18 protein-coding genes are annotated in these 15,515 nt (G+C 64.1%); 12 read left to right on the top strand and 6 right to left on the bottom strand.

All coding sequences use genetic code 11. The features are described from left to right. Positions 1 to 157: 157 nt before the first annotated feature. Genes ACSFDB_RS19700 through ACSFDB_RS19680 form a run of 5 tightly spaced genes read left to right on the top strand, consistent with a single transcriptional unit; the run spans position 158 to position 5,540 of the window. Entirely contained in the window at positions 158 to 736 is a 579-nt protein-coding gene (locus ACSFDB_RS19700; RefSeq protein WP_090311564.1) for an acyltransferase, read from the top strand. Next, positions 733 to 1,962 carry a DegT/DnrJ/EryC1/StrS family aminotransferase gene (locus ACSFDB_RS19695; RefSeq protein WP_440772606.1) on the top strand — a complete coding sequence of 410 codons (1,230 nt, stop codon included), beginning with the start codon at positions 733 to 735 and terminating at the stop codon, positions 1,960 to 1,962. Before ACSFDB_RS19700 ends, ACSFDB_RS19695 begins: the two co-directional genes overlap by 4 nt. Then, the gene (locus tag ACSFDB_RS19690) at positions 1,959 to 2,948 is read left to right on the top strand and encodes a Gfo/Idh/MocA family oxidoreductase (RefSeq protein WP_440772605.1); all 990 of its coding nucleotides are present in this window, start codon (positions 1,959 to 1,961) and stop codon (positions 2,946 to 2,948) included. Before ACSFDB_RS19695 ends, ACSFDB_RS19690 begins: the two co-directional genes overlap by 4 nt. 50 nt (positions 2,949 to 2,998) lie before the next feature. Beyond that, on the top strand, positions 2,999 to 4,492 hold the full coding sequence (locus ACSFDB_RS19685) for a nucleotide sugar dehydrogenase (RefSeq protein ID WP_440772724.1): 1,494 nt from the start codon (positions 2,999 to 3,001) through the stop codon (positions 4,490 to 4,492). Beyond that, positions 4,485 to 5,540, top strand: a complete 1,056-nt coding sequence (locus ACSFDB_RS19680; RefSeq protein WP_440772604.1) for a glycosyltransferase family 2 protein — start codon at positions 4,485 to 4,487, stop codon at positions 5,538 to 5,540. The genes ACSFDB_RS19685 and ACSFDB_RS19680 overlap by 8 nt, the downstream gene beginning before the upstream one ends. A 48-nt stretch (positions 5,541 to 5,588) precedes the next feature. Here ACSFDB_RS19680 and ACSFDB_RS19675 read toward each other — a convergent pair whose 3' ends face one another. After that, entirely contained in the window at positions 5,589 to 5,792 is a 204-nt protein-coding gene (locus ACSFDB_RS19675; RefSeq protein ID WP_440772603.1) for a hypothetical protein, read from the bottom strand. Between the two features lie 190 nt (positions 5,793 to 5,982). Here ACSFDB_RS19675 and ACSFDB_RS19670 point away from each other — a divergent pair, with 190 nt between their 5' ends. Next, complete coding sequence (locus tag ACSFDB_RS19670) at positions 5,983 to 6,414, top strand: hypothetical protein (RefSeq protein WP_440772602.1); 432 nt, start codon at positions 5,983 to 5,985, stop codon at positions 6,412 to 6,414. Between the two features lie 183 nt (positions 6,415 to 6,597). Further along, a complete protein-coding gene (locus ACSFDB_RS19665; RefSeq protein WP_440772601.1) occupies positions 6,598 to 6,888 on the top strand; it encodes a winged helix-turn-helix domain-containing protein in 291 nt (96 codons plus the stop codon). Between the two features lie 42 nt (positions 6,889 to 6,930). Here ACSFDB_RS19665 and ACSFDB_RS19660 read toward each other — a convergent pair whose 3' ends face one another. Beyond that, complete coding sequence (locus tag ACSFDB_RS19660; RefSeq protein WP_440772600.1) at positions 6,931 to 7,290, bottom strand: thioredoxin family protein; 360 nt, start codon at positions 7,288 to 7,290, stop codon at positions 6,931 to 6,933. 296 nt (positions 7,291 to 7,586) lie between these two features. Between ACSFDB_RS19660 and ACSFDB_RS19655 the strand changes: the two genes are divergently transcribed. Further along, on the top strand, positions 7,587 to 7,922 hold the full coding sequence (locus ACSFDB_RS19655; protein WP_440772599.1) for a DUF8106 domain-containing protein: 336 nt from the start codon (positions 7,587 to 7,589) through the stop codon (positions 7,920 to 7,922). Between the two features lie 267 nt (positions 7,923 to 8,189). Then, positions 8,190 to 9,545: a type I glutamate--ammonia ligase gene (glnA, locus tag ACSFDB_RS19650; protein ID WP_440772598.1), complete on the top strand. Its 1,356-nt coding sequence runs from the start codon at positions 8,190 to 8,192 to the stop codon at positions 9,543 to 9,545. Between the two features lie 108 nt (positions 9,546 to 9,653). Here the strand turns inward: glnA and ACSFDB_RS19645 are convergent, their stop codons facing one another. Then, the gene (locus ACSFDB_RS19645; protein WP_440772597.1) at positions 9,654 to 9,887 is read right to left on the bottom strand and encodes a MarR family transcriptional regulator; all 234 of its coding nucleotides are present in this window, start codon (positions 9,885 to 9,887) and stop codon (positions 9,654 to 9,656) included. Between the two features lie 192 nt (positions 9,888 to 10,079). On the opposite strand from ACSFDB_RS19645, the gene ACSFDB_RS19640 reads away from it, so the two are divergent. Both ACSFDB_RS19640 and ACSFDB_RS19635 read left to right on the top strand, forming a co-directional pair. Beyond that, complete coding sequence (locus ACSFDB_RS19640) at positions 10,080 to 10,442, top strand: hypothetical protein (protein ID WP_440772596.1); 363 nt, start codon at positions 10,080 to 10,082, stop codon at positions 10,440 to 10,442. A gap of 115 nt (positions 10,443 to 10,557) precedes the next feature. Then, complete coding sequence (locus tag ACSFDB_RS19635) at positions 10,558 to 10,905, top strand: hypothetical protein (protein WP_440772595.1); 348 nt, start codon at positions 10,558 to 10,560, stop codon at positions 10,903 to 10,905. 251 nt (positions 10,906 to 11,156) lie between these two features. On the opposite strand, the gene ACSFDB_RS19630 is transcribed toward ACSFDB_RS19635, so the two are convergent. The 3 genes from ACSFDB_RS19630 to ACSFDB_RS19620 are packed head-to-tail and all read right to left on the bottom strand — an operon-like array spanning position 11,157 to position 15,130. Further along, on the bottom strand, positions 11,157 to 12,008 hold the full coding sequence (locus ACSFDB_RS19630) for a metallophosphoesterase (protein WP_440772594.1): 852 nt from the start codon (positions 12,006 to 12,008) through the stop codon (positions 11,157 to 11,159). A 15-nt stretch (positions 12,009 to 12,023) separates the two neighbouring features. Next, complete coding sequence (locus ACSFDB_RS19625; protein ID WP_440772593.1) at positions 12,024 to 13,859, bottom strand: RPA family protein; 1,836 nt, start codon at positions 13,857 to 13,859, stop codon at positions 12,024 to 12,026. After that, positions 13,856 to 15,130: a Single-stranded DNA binding protein gene (locus tag ACSFDB_RS19620; protein WP_440772592.1), complete on the bottom strand. Its 1,275-nt coding sequence runs from the start codon at positions 15,128 to 15,130 to the stop codon at positions 13,856 to 13,858. The genes ACSFDB_RS19625 and ACSFDB_RS19620 overlap by 4 nt, the downstream gene beginning before the upstream one ends. Before the next feature lie 165 nt (positions 15,131 to 15,295). On the opposite strand from ACSFDB_RS19620, the gene ACSFDB_RS19615 reads away from it, so the two are divergent. After that, positions 15,296 to 15,505 carry a hypothetical protein gene (locus ACSFDB_RS19615; RefSeq protein WP_090311597.1) on the top strand — a complete coding sequence of 70 codons (210 nt, stop codon included), beginning with the start codon at positions 15,296 to 15,298 and terminating at the stop codon, positions 15,503 to 15,505. Positions 15,506 to 15,515: the final 10 nt, after the last annotated feature.

The following is a 15,515-nucleotide window of genomic DNA, read 5'->3' as shown; positions in this document are numbered from 1 at the left end:
TGGCTACACGTCTCGCAGGCCGGGGATAACAAAGCCGTGTTACCGGCTGTATCTGGATGATTGCCCACACGGGTATCGAGGTATCAATGATATATCAACGACGACACGCAAGATTTCGACGACACGTAGCGGGCTTCAGTTCGGGAGGTGAGCCGCGGTGAGCCGGTTCGTCTGTGGAGACGACTGTACGGTCGACGACGACGTGACGGTCGGCCACGGCGAGTTCGATGCGCCGACCCGAGTCGGCGACGGCGCGACGATCAGAGCCGGATCGATCGTCTACGGTGACGTCACGATCGGCGACGAGTTCACCACGGGCCACGATGTACTCGTCAGAGAAGGAACGACGATCGGCGACGACGTCCTCGTCGGCACCAAGACGGTCATCGACGGCCAGACAACGATCGGGTCGCACGTCAGTCTGCAGACGAACGTCTACATCCCGACCGAAACGACGATCGGGGACAACGTGTTCATCGGGCCGAGCGCCGCGCTGACCAACGACGAGTACCCGATCAGGACTGACGACGGGCTCGAGGGACCGACCATCGAAGACGGCGCGTCGATCGGTGCGAACGCGACGCTGCTACCCGGCGTCACGATCGGAGAGAACGCCTTCGTCGCGGCCGGATCGGTCGTCACCGACGACGTCCCGCCCGATACGCTCGCCGTCGGCACACCGGCGTCGATTCGAGAACTTCCGAAACCGCTCGAGGGGGCGAATCAGATCGCATGACCGAGCCAGAAACCGATTCCGAGAGAGACATCGACGCCGAGACGGACGGCGGCGTCGCCGAATCCGACACCTCGGAAACTGAACCGGCCGAGAACGGAGCGGCCGACGGTGAAGCGGGCGGATCCGTCTCGATCGCCGCTCCCGACATCAGTTCGGACGCCATCGATCGGGTCGAGTCAGTTCTCGAGAGCGGTATGCTCGCCGACGGTCCCGAAGTGCGAGCCTTCGAAGACGAATTCGCCGCCTACTGCGGCGCCGAGCGGGCCGTCGCGACGTCGAACGGGACGACCGCCCTCCACGCCGCACTCGAGGCACTGGGTCTCGAGGACGGCGAGGCCGTCATCACGTCGCCGTTCTCGTTCGTCGCGAGCGCAAACGCGATCAGACTCGCCGGCGGTACCCCCGTCTTCGCGGACATCGACCCCGAGACGTACACCCTCGATCCGAGCGCCGTCGAACGGGTGCTCACAGAGCGTGACGACGTCGTCGGCATCATGCCGGTCCACCTCTACGGATTGGCAGCCGATATGAACGCGATCGGTGATATCGCGGACGAACACGACCTCTTCGTCGTCGAGGACGCCTGTCAGGCACACGGCGCGGAGATCGACGGCGACCGCGTCGGCACCCTCGGTGACGCGGCCTGCTTCTCGTTCTATCCGACGAAGAACATGACGACCGGCGAAGGTGGGATCATTACCACCGATCGCGACGACGTCGCCGACCGAGCCGCGGGCTACGTCAATCACGGTCGAGACGTCGGTGACGATGCAAGCTACGAACACATTGAGCTGGGCCACAACCACCGAATGACGAGTATGGCCGGCGCGGTCGGCCGCGCCCAACTCGAGCGACTCCCCGAGTTCAACCGCGAGCGTCGTGAGAACGCAGCCTACTACGACGAGCAGTTGGCGGAGCTACCGATCGAGACGCCGACAGCTCCCGAAGGGTACCGTCACGTCTACCACCAGTATACGATTCGGACGGACGATCGGGAGGCCATCGCAGCAACGCTCGACGAACATGGCGTCGACACCGCCGTCTACTACGACACGCCGATTCACCGTCAGCCGGCCTACGAGACAGTGAGTACGGCTGCAGAAACGTTGCCAAACGCAGAACGGGCGGCCGAGACGGTCCTCTCGCTTCCCGTCCATCCGTCACTGTCGGAGTGCGATCGACGAACCGTCGTCGACGCGGTACAGGACCACTTCCACCCCCAATGAGTCGAACACCCTCCTCACGGCCGATTCGAGCCGGCGTCATCGGCGTCGGTTCCATGGGCGAAAACCACGCGCGCGTGTATAGCGAACTACAAAACGTCGATCTCGCCTGCATCACCGATCACGACGAAGCGATCGCACAGCGAGTCGCGGACGAGTACGGCACCGAGGCCGTCGACTTCGAAACCGTCCTCGATCGCTGTGACGTCGTGACGGTCTCCGTCCCGACGCAGGCACACTACGACGTCGTCTCGGACTGTCTGGCGGCGGGCCTCCACGTCCTCGTCGAAAAGCCGATCGCCGAAACGACCGAGCAAGGGCGAGCGCTGGCGGAGCAGGCGGACAGAGAAGGGCTCGTCCTTCAGGTCGGACACATCGAACGGTTCAACCCGGCCGTCCAGACGGTAACCGACCTGATCGACGACCTCGACGTCATCAGCCTCGAGGCCGAACGCCTCGGTCCGCCGCTTGATCGAGACGCCCTCGGAAACGTCGTCTCGGATCTGATGGTCCACGACATCGACGTCGTCGGCTCCGTGCTCGACGCGAAGCCGGACACGATGACCGCAATGAGTGCCGAAAACGGCCAGTACGCCACAACAACGATGCAGTACGACGACGTCGTCGCCTCGCTGACCGCGAGTCGCGTGACCCAGAAGAAGGTCCGAAAACTCACCGTGACCGCTCGCGAGTGTCTGGTCGAAGTCGACTACCTCGAGCAGTCCGTACTGATCCACCGGAACTCCTATCCGGAGTACGTTGTCGACGACGGCAAGCGCCGGTACCGACACGAGAGCGTCATCGAACGCCCGCGGGTCGATAACGGCGAACCGCTCCGTCACGAACTCGAGGCGTTCGTCGATGCCGTTCGGACCGGTTCCGAACCGGTCGTCACCGCCGAAGACGGGATCCAAGCCCTCGAGACGGTCCAGACGATCGAGAAACTCGTCGAGGAGGACGTCAGGAAAACGGAGGTGCAAGTCCAGTGAGCCGAGAGACAACCGGTGGGCCAGGAACCGACGACGGCGCTAAAACCGAGATCGACTCGAACGGCGGTCTCTACGACTCGAGCGACTCCCCGAGTCAGCAACGCAAACTGCTCACGTCGGGCGAGCTCCCGGTTGCGGTCTACGGCCTCGGGAAGATGGGGCTCCCGCTCGCGGGCGTCTACGCAGAGACGACGGGCAACGTCACGGGCGTCGACATCGATCCCGACGTCGTCGAGACGATCAACGGCGGCGAGAGCCACGTCATCGGCGAGCCGGGACTCGGCGAACTCGTCGCCGAACAGGTCGAAGTCGGTCGATTCGAGGCGACGACTGACGGCGCCGAAGCGGCTGCAAACGCCCGGATCCACGTCATCATCGTCCCGACGCTGCTGGACGAGAACGACGAACCGAACCTGACGACGGTCGAGTCGGTAGTCGACGACATCGCGACCGGTCTCGAGCCCGGCGATCTGGTTATCGCCGAGTCGACACTGCCGCCGACGAGCTGCCGAGACGTAATCCAGCCACACCTCGAACAGGAGAGCGGGCTGGCGGCCGACGAGTTCGGCCTCGCGTTCTGTCCGGAGCGGACCTCCTCCGGTACGGCGCTGCGTGACATCCGCGGCCAGTACCCGAAGGTCGTCGGCGGCATCGACGACGAAAGTACGCGAGCCGCCGCGGTCGTTTACGACGAGCTTTCGGACAACGACGTCCATCCCGTCTCGGACGCGACAACTGCGGAGGCCGTCAAGGTGTTCGAGGGCGTCTACCGCGACGTCAACATTGGGCTGGCCAACGAACTGGGGCGGCTGGCCGACGAACTCGGTATTTCGGTCCGCGAAGCGATCGAGACGGCCAACGATCTGCCGATGTGTCAGCTCCACGATCCGGGACCGGGCGTCGGGGGCCACTGCATCCCCTACTACCCACATTTCCTGCTCTCGCAAAACGAAGAGCCGATGGATCTCACGCGGACCGCCCGACGGATCAACGACGAGATGCCGGCGGTCGTCGTGGAGCGACTCGAGCACGAACTGTCGAACACCGGTACCGATCTCGCGGACGCCGCCGTGGTCGTCCTCGGCATCACGTACCGGCCAGGCGTCGAGGAGACTCGCGCCTCACCCGCGATCGGCGTCATCGACGAGTTAGCCGATCGCGGCGCGAACGTCGCCGGTGTCGACCCGCTCGTCGATCCCGAGGAGTACGGCGCTCGAGCCGTCGGCATCGACGACCTCGCTAACGAGACCTTCGACGCAGCCGTGATCGTCACACCCCACCAGGAGTTCGACGAGATTCCGTGGGCCGATCTCGAGCCGATGGTCGTCGTCGACGGCCGAGACGCGGTCGACCTCTCGGAGACGCACCACCGAGCGTACACACTCGGCGGTGCAGCGAGCGGCCGACCGCCGACGGACGCAGATGGAAGCGACGCGGTGTCGACGGACGGTCAGTCGGTGACCGCGGACGGCGGCACGATCGAACGAGCGAGCGGTTCGGACGCGGTCGACGGCACGACAACCGACGGAGGAGACGATGTATAAGGGCAACCGAATCGGCGTCGTCGTCACGGCCTACGATGAGGAGGCGTTCGTCGGAACCGTCATCGAGACGGTTCCCGACTTCGTCGACCGAATCTACGCCGTCGACGACGCGTCACCCGACGATAGCTGGGCGGTGATCCAGCAGGTCGCATCGCAAATCAACGAGACCGCCGAACCCAGACCCGAACTCGCGGTCACCGACGGCGGCGAGGGACGACGCGTCGTCCCGATCCAGCACGAGGAGAACCGGGGCTACGGCGCGTCGGTCAAGACGGGGTACAGACACGCCGTCGAAGACGAGATGGACGTCGTCGCCGTAATGAACGGCGACGGGCAGATGGACCCCGATATCCTCCATCGAATCATCGATCCCGTCGTCGAAGGCGAAGCCGACTACGCGAAGGGGAATCGCCTCCTCGATCCCGAGGATCGACAGGATATGTCGACGTTCAGATTCGTCGGCAATGCCATGCTCACCGGGCTCTCGAAGTTCGCCTCGGGCTACTGGGCGATCAGCGACCCGCAGAACGGCTACACGGCGATTTCGCGCGAGACGATCGAAGAACTCGATCTCGACTCGGTTACGGACGAGTACGGCTTCCTCAACCACATCCTCACCCACCTCAACGTCAACGAACAGCGCGTTGCAGATGTGCCGATGACGGCGGTCTACGGCGAGGAAGAGAGCAGCATTCGATACGTCCCGTTCATTCGGTTCGTGTCATTACTGTTGCTCCGGAGCTTTATCTGGCGGCTGAAAACGCGGTTCGTCGTCCAAGAGTTCCACCCGAGCGTCGTCTTCTACGGCGCCGGCTCCGCCGGACTGGCCGGTGGCACCGCCGGTATCGCCGGCTCGTTCTTCCGAACCCTTCGCGGAAAGGACGGCTTCACCAGTGCGATGGCGTCGTTCGCGACGCTCCTGGTCGGCGTCGTCGCGCTCGGCATCGGCATCTGGCTCGACGCCGACGAGGACGAGGACCTCGAGGTGACCGGCTACGAGTATAGCACCGAACGGACCAGTAGCGAGCAGCTACCGGATCACCGGTAGTTCGACGGCTTTCACGCTGAGAAAACAGTTACAGTCCTCAGCCGACACCTAGATCGAATAGCGGACGATATCGTCAGACTCGCACGCCGGGCAGCACGTCGTCTCTTCCGAGACGTTCGTTCCGCAGTTTCGACACTCGTGGACGACCGTGGTTGACTCCTCGCGCTCGCCGGAGTTCTGTGTCGTCGCGGGTGATTCGGTACTCGGTTCCGAGTCGGCAAAGAGACCGGAGAGGAGACGAGAAAGACTCATAGAATGGGCTTACCGATTGTTCAATCGATTTTGGTATAAGTGTTTCGTGATCGAGTATTCGAGCCGGCTCCTCGAGCGAGCAACCGGCCAACGTACTAACAAAGAGTGTATCAAGAGTATATATTTCACAACAGCTAACCGTTAGTTCAGTGAGAAGGCTTATACTGTCATACTCGGCTTCATCCAGTATATGGGACGCACGAACGCGACGATCGATTCCGAGACTGAATCCGACGAGCAGGCTGGTGCAGTCGATCGAGCCGTCTCGCCGACGCTCGCGGGAACGCCGATGGCGACGATCGCAGCGACGAGACCGAGCAGGACCGAAAACGGCGAGGACCGCACCAACACGCTGACGATCATCGGTCGCGACACCCCCTCGAGTTTCGAGATCACCGTCGACGGCGAGATCGAACTGCTCACGGACGACAGTGGCACAAACGCGACCGTCGTCTCGGGATCGACCGTCGAAGGGACGGTCGAAGCCGAAACCATCCAATTCCAGTTCACCGGCGACCTCACCGACGTGACTTTCGTCGATCGCGAGATCACGGGCCTGTCACCCGCCGCCGCCCCGAACGTCCACGTGGACTACTCCGCCCCGAAACAGTCACGCCCCTGAGCCGAGGCGATTCCGATCGGCCACGGTACGGACGATACCCTCCGGTAGAACGTACGATACCGCCGACAGCAGGTAGACCGGATCACGATCGGCAGGACCCACTCGAGCGGTCGATCCAACAGGATCATGTAGCACGACGACCTTCTGTCGCACAACGCCACCCCTGGTGAACGGAGAGACAGTATGGACGACACGAATCCCGACGAATACGAGTGGGACGTCCCCGCCGAGTGGATGACTCCCGTCGACGACGATATCCTCGAGTTGATGACCGAGAACCACATCTTCGACCCCGACCACATCGAAGAAGAGGACGTCTGCCGCGCTCCGGACGCCGCCTACCGCTGTCGAGAGCTCGCAAAACGTGGGCTTCTGAAGAAGCAAGCGATCGGCATGTACGACATTACGGAGCTGGGCGAACAGTATCTCGCGGGCGAGGTCGATCCGACCGAACTCGAGGCCGACGACGAGTAACGATCCGTTCGGCGAGGAGCGCTCACGCACCCAATTCGAGTATCAGGTATCGGCTGCCTCGATCTCGACAGCGCTTGGAACGGTCGCCTCGAGGAATGCGACGACGGCGCCCGCACCGACGAACCCTTCGGCCAGCCGTCCGACCTCCTGTCCGTTCTCAAAGCACAACAGCGTCGGCACCGAGTCGATCTCGAACCGGTCGACCAGAGAGAGATCGTCGCCGGGATTCACCAACCCGACGGGAATCCCGGTCGCTCGAGCGACGTTTCCTAACACCGGCTCCATCGCCTGGCACTTCGAACAGCCGCTGGTGTAGCACTCCACGAGCGCGACGATATGGTCTTCGAGAAACGCATCGAGATCGGCACGGTCCTCGAGCCGAGTCGGCCTGTTAGCGTCCATACGCCCCGTAGCTGCTGGAGCCTAAAATCGATACTGTCGGCGACGACGCCGACAGATTTGCTGTGCAGAACGAACTACCGGCTGATCCACTCGAGTGAACTCACCTGAAACGTCACGCAGAACGGGCAGTTCGAACGATCCGTCATCGACACGCTGAACGCCGGACAGACCTCGCGTCGAAGCCCGTTCTCGCCTCCAACAGGCGCATCGTTTCGGCCGTAATCGGTCGTATATTCGATCGGACCACCCACAAACATAGCAGGTGGCTTTATATCCCGAGCCGGTAGGGAGGCGCGATGACTCGACACACAACCAACCACGACGAGCGGACGCCAATCCCCCGAAAGTCCACCCTCTTCTGCTGGGAGTGCGATCACGCGAGCCCGATCGACGGCGACTGGGTCCGCTGGACGCGGAATCGCCACGAGGAGTACGTCTGTCCCGTCTGCGAGACGACGATCTCGAAACGTCCCCTCCCCGACGATACCACGCGCGACCGTCGACCGCCGCGGCCGTCCGCGTCGTGGCACCGAGCGGTTCGAACCACGATGCGCGTCTGGCGTGCGAGCGTCGATATCAGCGTCTCGAGCGTCGAAGCGATGGCCCCCTATCCGATCGGAAACGGTCGGTAAGACGCCGTCCGTCGTCACCGACCGACCACCTCGAGAGCGAGTGAGCCCAGCGGCGATGCCGCTCTCCCACCGGTCCCGATCACCCAGCCTCAAGCGGCGACGCGTACAGCCATCCATTTTTCCGACAGTTTTCCTGTCGTTGTCAGCCACACACCCTCATACGCCCTATATTAAACGACATTCGTCCATCGATTATACTTCATAGTGATATTCGCCCACAACAGCAGAGCTTTAATAGTAGAATCCATTATTCGAGTCGAGAAAAAGATGACAAGCGGAAATCTCACCACCGCAGAAGAAGACGTGCTGGACGAGATCGAATCGAAAGATATCGACTTCCTGCGACTCCAGTTCACCGACATTCTGGGAACAGTGAAGAACGTCTCGGTGCCGGCACGGCAGGCCGAGAAGGCGTTTACCGACGGCATCTACTTCGATGGCTCCTCGATCGAAGGCTTCGTGCGCATCCAGGAATCGGACATGCGTCTGGTTCCGGATCCGAACACGTTCGCCGTTCTCCCGTGGAGACAGCGCGAGGACGGCGCCTCGGCCCGAATGATCTGTGACGTCTACGACACCTCGACGGGCGAACCGTTCGAAGGTGACCCACGTCACGTCCTCAAACAGGCGATCGAGCGCGCCAACGAGATGGGCTACGAGATCAACTTCGCGCCCGAACCGGAGTTCTTCATGTTCCAAGAGGACGAAGACGGTCGCGCGACGACCGAGACCGCCGACCACGGTGGCTACTTCGACCTCGCACCGAAAGACCTCGCCAGCGACGTCCGCCGCGACATCATCTACGGCCTCGAGGACATGGGCTTCGAGATCGAAGCCAGCCACCACGAGGTCGCTCGCGGCCAGTACGAGATCAACTTCGAGTACGACGACGCGCTGACGACCGCCGACAACGTCGGTACCTTCCGCACCGTCGTTCGCGCCATCGCGGCCGAACACGACCTGCACGCGACGTTCATGCCGAAACCGATCCCGAAAATCAACGGCTCGGGCATGCACACCCACATGTCGCTGATGACCGAGGACGGCGAGAACGCGTTCCACGACGAGGACGACGAGTTCAACCTCAGCGACACCGCCCACTCCTACCTCGCCGGCATCCTCGAGCACGCGCCGGCGATCACGGCGGTCGCGAACCCGACAGTCAACAGTTACAAGCGCCTGGTTCCGGGCTACGAAGCGCCCGTCTACGTCGCCTGGTCCGACCGTAACCGCTCGGCGCTCGTCCGCAAGCCGGCCGCACGCGTCCCGGCCGCCTCGCGCATCGAACTGCGCTCGCCGGACCCGTCGTGTAACCCCTACCTCGCCTTCGCCGTCATGATCCAGGCGGGTCTCGAGGGTATCGAAAAGGGCCTCGAAGCACCCGACCCGGTTCGGGAGAACATCTACGAGTTCGACGAGGAAAAACGCGAGGAGTACGGCATCGAGACGCTGCCGTCGAACCTCGGCGAGGCCGTCGACGCCTTAGAGGCGGACGAAGTCATCTACGACGCGCTCGGCGAGCACATCGGGCCGAAGTTCGTCGAAGCGAAGAGCCAGGAGTTCGAGGACTACCTCGTCGACGTTTCCGACTGGGAACTCGACCGTTACCTCGAGACGTTCTGATCGCCAGCCCAGTCGCTCCACGAACGTCCCGCGTATAGTGCGGAAGCGAGTCTCGAGTGTCGAGGAACGTACCGACGACTGCCGACTCCGTCACCCGCTGCGCCGTTTTCAGTTCGCGACGACGTACTCGTTCGCTTGCCGCTCGACGAACCCGGCGCTCGACAGCGCGTTCAGAATACTCAGAATCGAAAGTTTCTGCAGCGACAGCGTCGCACACAGTTCTTCGGCGGTCGCACCGCCGGTCGCCTCGAGGTAGACGTAGACGAGTTTCGCCTGCGCCGACTCGAGGTCGTCGGGAATCGGTTCGATCGTTGGCCGCGGACGGTATTGCTGTGGATTCATTGTCACCAACACCGTCCTCGCTCGTGTACATAAATTCCCGCGTGGATTGTGTATATATCCCACGGAGGGCTCTAGTAGGCCGTCCGGCGGACTGTCAGCCTCGGGAGAACGCGACGCGATCGGGATTCGGAGGCGAGATTCGAACGGGACCGGTGGACGTTTGGGATCGGACTCCGAATCCGCGGGTGAGCGATGACGACGCGCGATCGACCCCAGCCGCCGACCGATATCGATCGAGAGCTCGACGACCTGCTGGACGAACTCGAGCGTCGAGACGCCGACACGCTTCGCACCGTCGGTAGCTACCTCGACGATCTCGCGGCGTGGAAAACGGCCGAACTCGACGACGAGCGACCGCCGGGTGCGGAAGCGACACCCGGCGATGACACCGGTGATCGCGACGAGAGCGAGACGAGTGTCGGCGACGAACTCGAGTACCCGTCGGACGTCCCGGAGCGAGCGAGCGTCACCGTCAAGGAGATCGCCGGGACAACCTACCACTACTACCAGTGGCGCGACGGGGACCGAATCGAGTCGAAAACCGTCGAGCGGTAACGCCGTCGGTCGATTCCATCAGTCGCGTCGGCGGACGAACTCGTCGGTCGTACCGACCGTCGCTCGAGCTGTCGGATGGAGAACGACTATATGACAGCACGAGTAACAATCGGCTATGCTCACCGCGTTGTACGGCTTCCTCGCGTTTGGCTTCGTCCTCGGCGGCGTCGTCTGTGCGTACGATGCGCGCTCGTACACCGACGAGCAGCGGGCTCGAGCGCCACGACTCGTCCGAGCGTATTTCGGCTCGGGGCTCCTGCTGTCCGTCGTCGGGCTCGCCAGCCTCGCGTGGATTCTCGGCGGCGGAAACGTCTGGACCGCCGGCATACTGCTGCCCGCCGTCTCCGCGCTTCCGTGTCTCGTGCAGCACCGACTGCACCAGCGGCTCGCGGTCGATCGAAGTCCACTGACCGATCGGCTCAGCAGCAGCGTCGCCCGGAAACTCAATTTCCCGGATCACTGATTGTCGGGTCCCGAATCGACGTACGGTGACGGTCGGTCGTCGGATTCTAGCACTCGTTCGGCTCAGGTCCCACTCGTCGTCGGCAACGGAGCCACGCGTCAGTTCGTCTCGGTCGCCGGGGAGTCGAAGCTCGAATCCGCTGGTCTCAGTTTCGCACACCTCGAGGCGGTAGGTTTCCATCGCCGGACGTCGCGTTCTCGGCACTGCGGGATAGCGATTCGACGTCCGTTCACCGGAGTCGGAGCGCGACCTTACACCAACTGGTACGCGCCGAGTCGCGTTCCGTCGAGCAGATACGCCTCACCGTCGGCGAGCCCTGCGGGCAAAAACGGCGAGAGGAACGACTGATTCGCCAGGTTCACCCACGTCCCGCCGACGAGGTCGTTGAACGCCGGCACCACGACGACTCGTGGCGGCGTTACGTCTGAATCAGCGAGCCACGGGAGTCCCTCGTACTCGGTGCGGTCTCGAAACGGCGTCGGATCGAGTCGCCCCCGGAGCCACGCCCGTTCGACGCGACTCCCGCCGACCTCGTCCTCGAGGCGAACGCAGGGGTGTTCGTGGCCCAGACAGAGCACGTCACACTCGAGCGCGGCCGGCGCGGGCCAGGTGTGGCCGTGACAGACGCCGAGGGCTCGATCCCCGAGCGCAATCCCGTTCCCGGGGACGACCGTCACGGTGTCGGTGTCGAACTCGAGTGCGGCCGCCTCGCCTGGGGTTTCGGGGGTCAGCCAGCTCTCGATCCCGCCGTCGTGGTTGCCCTTGACGACCGTGACGGCGAGCGTCGGCGGAAACGCCTCGAACAGCACCTCGAGTTCGCCGCGTTCGGCCCCGCCCGGGTCGCCGATGGAGTGCATAAGGTCCCCGAGGACGACGAGTCGATCGGGATCGGAGTCCTCGAGTACGTCGAGCAGTCGCTCGCGGCGCTCGGGGGCCTTGCTCGGCACGTCGACGCCGCGTTCGTACCGCAGGCCGGCCTCGTAGCCCGCGTGGTAGTCGGCGACGAGCAGCGCGCGTTCGGTTCCGACGGTGGCGATTGCAGCCGGTTCGTCGGGAACTGGTTCGACGCGCGCCGCGGCCGGTCGACGGGACTCCTCGGACATCGTGGGCTCGAGGCGTTAGATCGGCTTCAGCGTCTCGTCGTTCGGTTCGTAACACTGGCCGCCCATCAGCGCGTCCTGGATGGCGTCTTCGACCTCGTCTTCGGACGCGCCGGTCTCGTCGGCGACCGTCTCGACGACCGTCGATCGGTCGGCACCGTCGCCGCCGTCGAGATCCGCCATCGTATCGACGACGTAGTCCTCCAGATCCACGTCCTCGGCTGGCTCCTCGTCCGCGTCGCTTTCGGATTCGGCGTCCGATTCGGACGGTGCCGTATCGTCGGTCGCATCGATGTCGTCGGCTTCGACGTCGGTCTCGTCGTCCGCCTCGGAGTCGCCGTCGTCAGTCGCCGCAGCATCGGATTCCGATTCGGTCTCGAGGCCGGACGCCGGCGGTTCACCGAGGTCGTCATCGGGCTCGGCCCCGGTGTCAGCGGAGTCGGCGTCACCGACGGATTCGGCGTCAGCAGCATCCTCGAGTTCGTCGTCGGGTTCGGGAACGTCGATTCCCGCCTCGCCGGGCTCTTCGACCTCGCTTCCGGTCGTAAACTCGGCGCCGAACTCCTCCTCTAGCTGTTCGCGCTCCTCGTCGTCCATCTCGTACATGCCCGAGTCACCCGCGTCGAAGTCGCCGAGGTCGTCCTCGGCTCCCTCGTCCGCCTCCACGACGTCGGTCCCAGCGGAATCGTCGGTGTCGACGGTCTCGTCGACGTCGGACGACTCGTCGAACGACGGGGTCTGCTCGTCGGTCTCGTCGACAATGTCGGCCGCCGTCGCCTCGCTGGTCGCCGTCGTCTCGTCGGTATCAGCTGCTGCCGCCGAGTCGCCGGTATCCGTATCCGTCTCCGTATCGGCGGCCGACTCGGACTCGAGGGCGCTATCAGCCGCCTCGTCAGCCGCCGCGGACGCCGCGTCGGAGGCAGCGTCGGGCTCGCTCCCGGTCGCCGTTCCGGCCGCCGATCCGGCATCGATCGATTCGGAGCCGGTGCCCGCGCTTCCGTCCGTCTCGGCATCGCCGACGCCAGCTGTTGCCGCGGCCGGTTCCGCCGGCTGTGCTTCTGCGTCGGATTCGGCCTCGATGGCCGATTCGAGGCTCGAGAGATCGACGTCAGCGTGCGCCGCGAGCGACGAAAACGTCGCGTCGGCGTCGGACGAGTCGCCCGGCTGGAGCGACAGCGGCGTCACCTGATCGCGCTCGCCGGCGACGACCTCGACCGCCTCGAGAGCGCAGTCACGCAGGGCCTCGAGATACGCTGGGGTGGTCCCGTAGTGATCCAGCGCGAGCGGGATGCCGGCGGCGAGGCCGGATTCGACGCCGGCTTCGCGGAGTGCGTCGGCCAACGCATCGCCGCTCGCGTCGCTCTCGGCTGCGGTGGCGTACGTGCCGATGCGGTCGACGGTCTGTTCGGCCGCGCTAACGACCCAGCGGTCGCGGGTATCGGCGTCGACCGTCGCGATGCTCTCCGGCCGGATCGAGGTGTAGACCTGCTCCGAGTCGTCGGGCTGGAACGTCCGGGCCTTGCCCGTCACCGCGACGAACGCGGGCGGCTCGAGCTGTTCTAAGGTCGCCAACGCGTCGGGCTGATACTGGCCGGCGTAGACGACGAAGGCGCCCGTCGGATCGACCACGCGGGCGCGAACCATCTCCTCGTTGACCGACGTGATCTCCGTCAGGGTACCGACGGCGAAGAGCCGGTTGAGTCGCGCGCCGGTCGGCGAGATGACGTAGTTGGGGGCTCGTTCCTCATCGCTCTCGGCGTAGGAGAACGAGGCGTCGTCGTACTCAGCCGCGAACAGCCGGTAGGCAATCTCTCGAGTGGGAATCTCCTCGCCGTTCTCGTCCGTTGCGCTCATGCATCCACCTCCGTGAGGAAGGCACTCGCACGGGCTTCCGGATCGTCACCGCTCTCCTCGAAGTCCTCGGCGTCGAGGTTCGCGCCGTACTCGTCGACCGAGAGGTGTCCGCGCACGCGGTACTCGCGACCCACGATACGCTCTCGGATCGTGTCCGCGACGACCTCCTGGTCCATGGCCTCGCGGGCCTGTTCGAGGGCGTCCTCGAGCGTCCCGTCGTAGACCTGTTGGGTCAGTTCGTCGTCGAGGACGACTGTGACGGCTCCGGTGCCGTCGTCGAGGATCGCCTTCACGCGAAGGTCGTCGACGCCGTCGACGCTGCCGTGGGTTCGGCACTGGCCCTTCTGAATGACGCGGTAGCACTCGGGACAGCGCTGGATCAGTCCCGAGCCGTCGCGGACGGCGATGACGTTACCGTTGACTTCGACGTCGTAGATGCCGCCCGTGTGGACGGCTTCGCCGACGTCCATCGTCGTCGCGTCGGCGCCGACGTCGATCTCGCGGTCGATCGCGGAGACGGTCGAGAACTCCGAGACGTTGACTTCGGGGACGCCGCGGAACTCCTGGACGAACGCGTTCTCGATGCGAATCGTCCCGCCGTCTTCGATCGCGGGGACCGGATCCCAGTTCGTAAAGGGGAGTCGGCCGCTCTCGTCGCCGAAGACGCCGCTCAGAATTTCGGTCTCGCCGTCACGGCCGTCGATCGTCCGGCGCTCGCAGTCGACGACCGTCACTTCGACGGTGACCGCGCGGTCGCCCGTCTGCAGGTCGGCGAGTTGGGCCTCACCGCCGATCTCGTAGTCGACATCGAACGACTCGTCCTCGAACGACAGCGACGTGCTCTCGCCGAGGTTGAGTTCCGGTTCGCCGTCCCACTCGCGGACGCCCGCGTTGCCCGCCGTAATCGTATCGCCCGGGGAGAGTCCGAAGTCCTCCCAGGAGGTGTAGTCGATCACGCCGGTCTCGTCGGCGAGTCGGCCCTCGACGATTTCGAGGTCGTCGCCCTGATACCGAATCGACCGTTTACCGGCCGTCAGCACGACGCCGGTGACGGTGACGTTGCCGTCCTCCGGTGTGATGTCGCCGATATCCTTGCTCGAGGGAGCCCCACCGCCGCCGCTCGAGCCGTCGCCGTACTTCCGGCGAAGGCTCTGTTTGGCTTCGTCGATGGGGACGCTGTACTCCACGAGGTTCTGCAGGTCCGCTTTGACCTCCTCTTTGTCGACACCGAGGTCGGAGGCAAGATCCTCGGCATGATTGTCGAGTTCCATCACCGGATATTCGCGCGGGGGTGTAAAAAGCGTTCCCGCACCGGGGCGAAAGTGAAAGAAACGAAACCGGACGAGACGAAATGAAACGAAACAGATTGGGACAGTAGCGGGCAGTCATCGATCGACCAACAGTAGGTTCATTTCGGTGGCAATGAACGTAATCGTATGGAGCGTGTTGGCGCAGCAGTCGGTGGATTGGCGTTCGTCGTCGCGATCTTCGGCGGAATCGTCGTCATCAGGATACTCACCCGAGCGCTGTACGTCGCGATCTGGTTCGCCGAAACCGTCGCGACGCTCGCGTTCGCCCTGCTGATCGGCTACGTCGTCTACCGAATCCTGCTGGGCTCGAGCGACGACCCCCGACGGATCGATTGATGGGGTGACA

The sequence above is a fragment of the Natronorubrum amylolyticum genome (assembly GCF_052040145.1).
Taxonomy (GTDB): Archaea; Halobacteriota; Halobacteria; order Halobacteriales; family Natrialbaceae; genus Natronorubrum.
This window is presented reverse-complemented; position numbering and strand designations above follow the sequence as displayed.

Bases quoted from the DNA above. Each gene is read 5' to 3' on its own strand.
- ACSFDB_RS19635 (WP_440772595.1), top strand. From the start codon at position 10,558: ATGCTCACCGCGTTGTACGGCTTCCTCGCGTTTGGCTTCGTCCTCGGC.
- ACSFDB_RS19640 (WP_440772596.1), top strand. From the start codon at position 10,080: ATGACGACGCGCGATCGACCCCAGCCGCCGACCGATATCGATCGAGAG.
- ACSFDB_RS19680 (WP_440772604.1), top strand. From the start codon at position 4,485: ATGTATAAGGGCAACCGAATCGGCGTCGTCGTCACGGCCTACGATGAG.
- ACSFDB_RS19675 (WP_440772603.1), bottom strand. From the start codon at position 5,792: ATGAGTCTTTCTCGTCTCCTCTCCGGTCTCTTTGCCGACTCGGAACCG.
- ACSFDB_RS19645 (WP_440772597.1), bottom strand. From the start codon at position 9,887: ATGAATCCACAGCAATACCGTCCGCGGCCAACGATCGAACCGATTCCC.
- ACSFDB_RS19695 (WP_440772606.1), top strand. From the start codon at position 733: ATGACCGAGCCAGAAACCGATTCCGAGAGAGACATCGACGCCGAGACG.
- ACSFDB_RS19630 (WP_440772594.1), bottom strand. From the start codon at position 12,008: ATGTCCGAGGAGTCCCGTCGACCGGCCGCGGCGCGCGTCGAACCAGTT.
- ACSFDB_RS19690 (WP_440772605.1), top strand. From the start codon at position 1,959: ATGAGTCGAACACCCTCCTCACGGCCGATTCGAGCCGGCGTCATCGGC.
- ACSFDB_RS19670 (WP_440772602.1), top strand. From the start codon at position 5,983: ATGGGACGCACGAACGCGACGATCGATTCCGAGACTGAATCCGACGAG.
- ACSFDB_RS19620 (WP_440772592.1), bottom strand. From the start codon at position 15,130: ATGGAACTCGACAATCATGCCGAGGATCTTGCCTCCGACCTCGGTGTC.
- ACSFDB_RS19655 (WP_440772599.1), top strand. From the start codon at position 7,587: ATGACTCGACACACAACCAACCACGACGAGCGGACGCCAATCCCCCGA.
- ACSFDB_RS19660 (WP_440772600.1), bottom strand. From the start codon at position 7,290: ATGGACGCTAACAGGCCGACTCGGCTCGAGGACCGTGCCGATCTCGAT.
- glnA (WP_440772598.1), top strand. From the start codon at position 8,190: ATGACAAGCGGAAATCTCACCACCGCAGAAGAAGACGTGCTGGACGAG.
- ACSFDB_RS19625 (WP_440772593.1), bottom strand. From the start codon at position 13,859: ATGAGCGCAACGGACGAGAACGGCGAGGAGATTCCCACTCGAGAGATT.
- ACSFDB_RS19665 (WP_440772601.1), top strand. From the start codon at position 6,598: ATGGACGACACGAATCCCGACGAATACGAGTGGGACGTCCCCGCCGAG.
- ACSFDB_RS19615 (WP_090311597.1), top strand. From the start codon at position 15,296: ATGGAGCGTGTTGGCGCAGCAGTCGGTGGATTGGCGTTCGTCGTCGCG.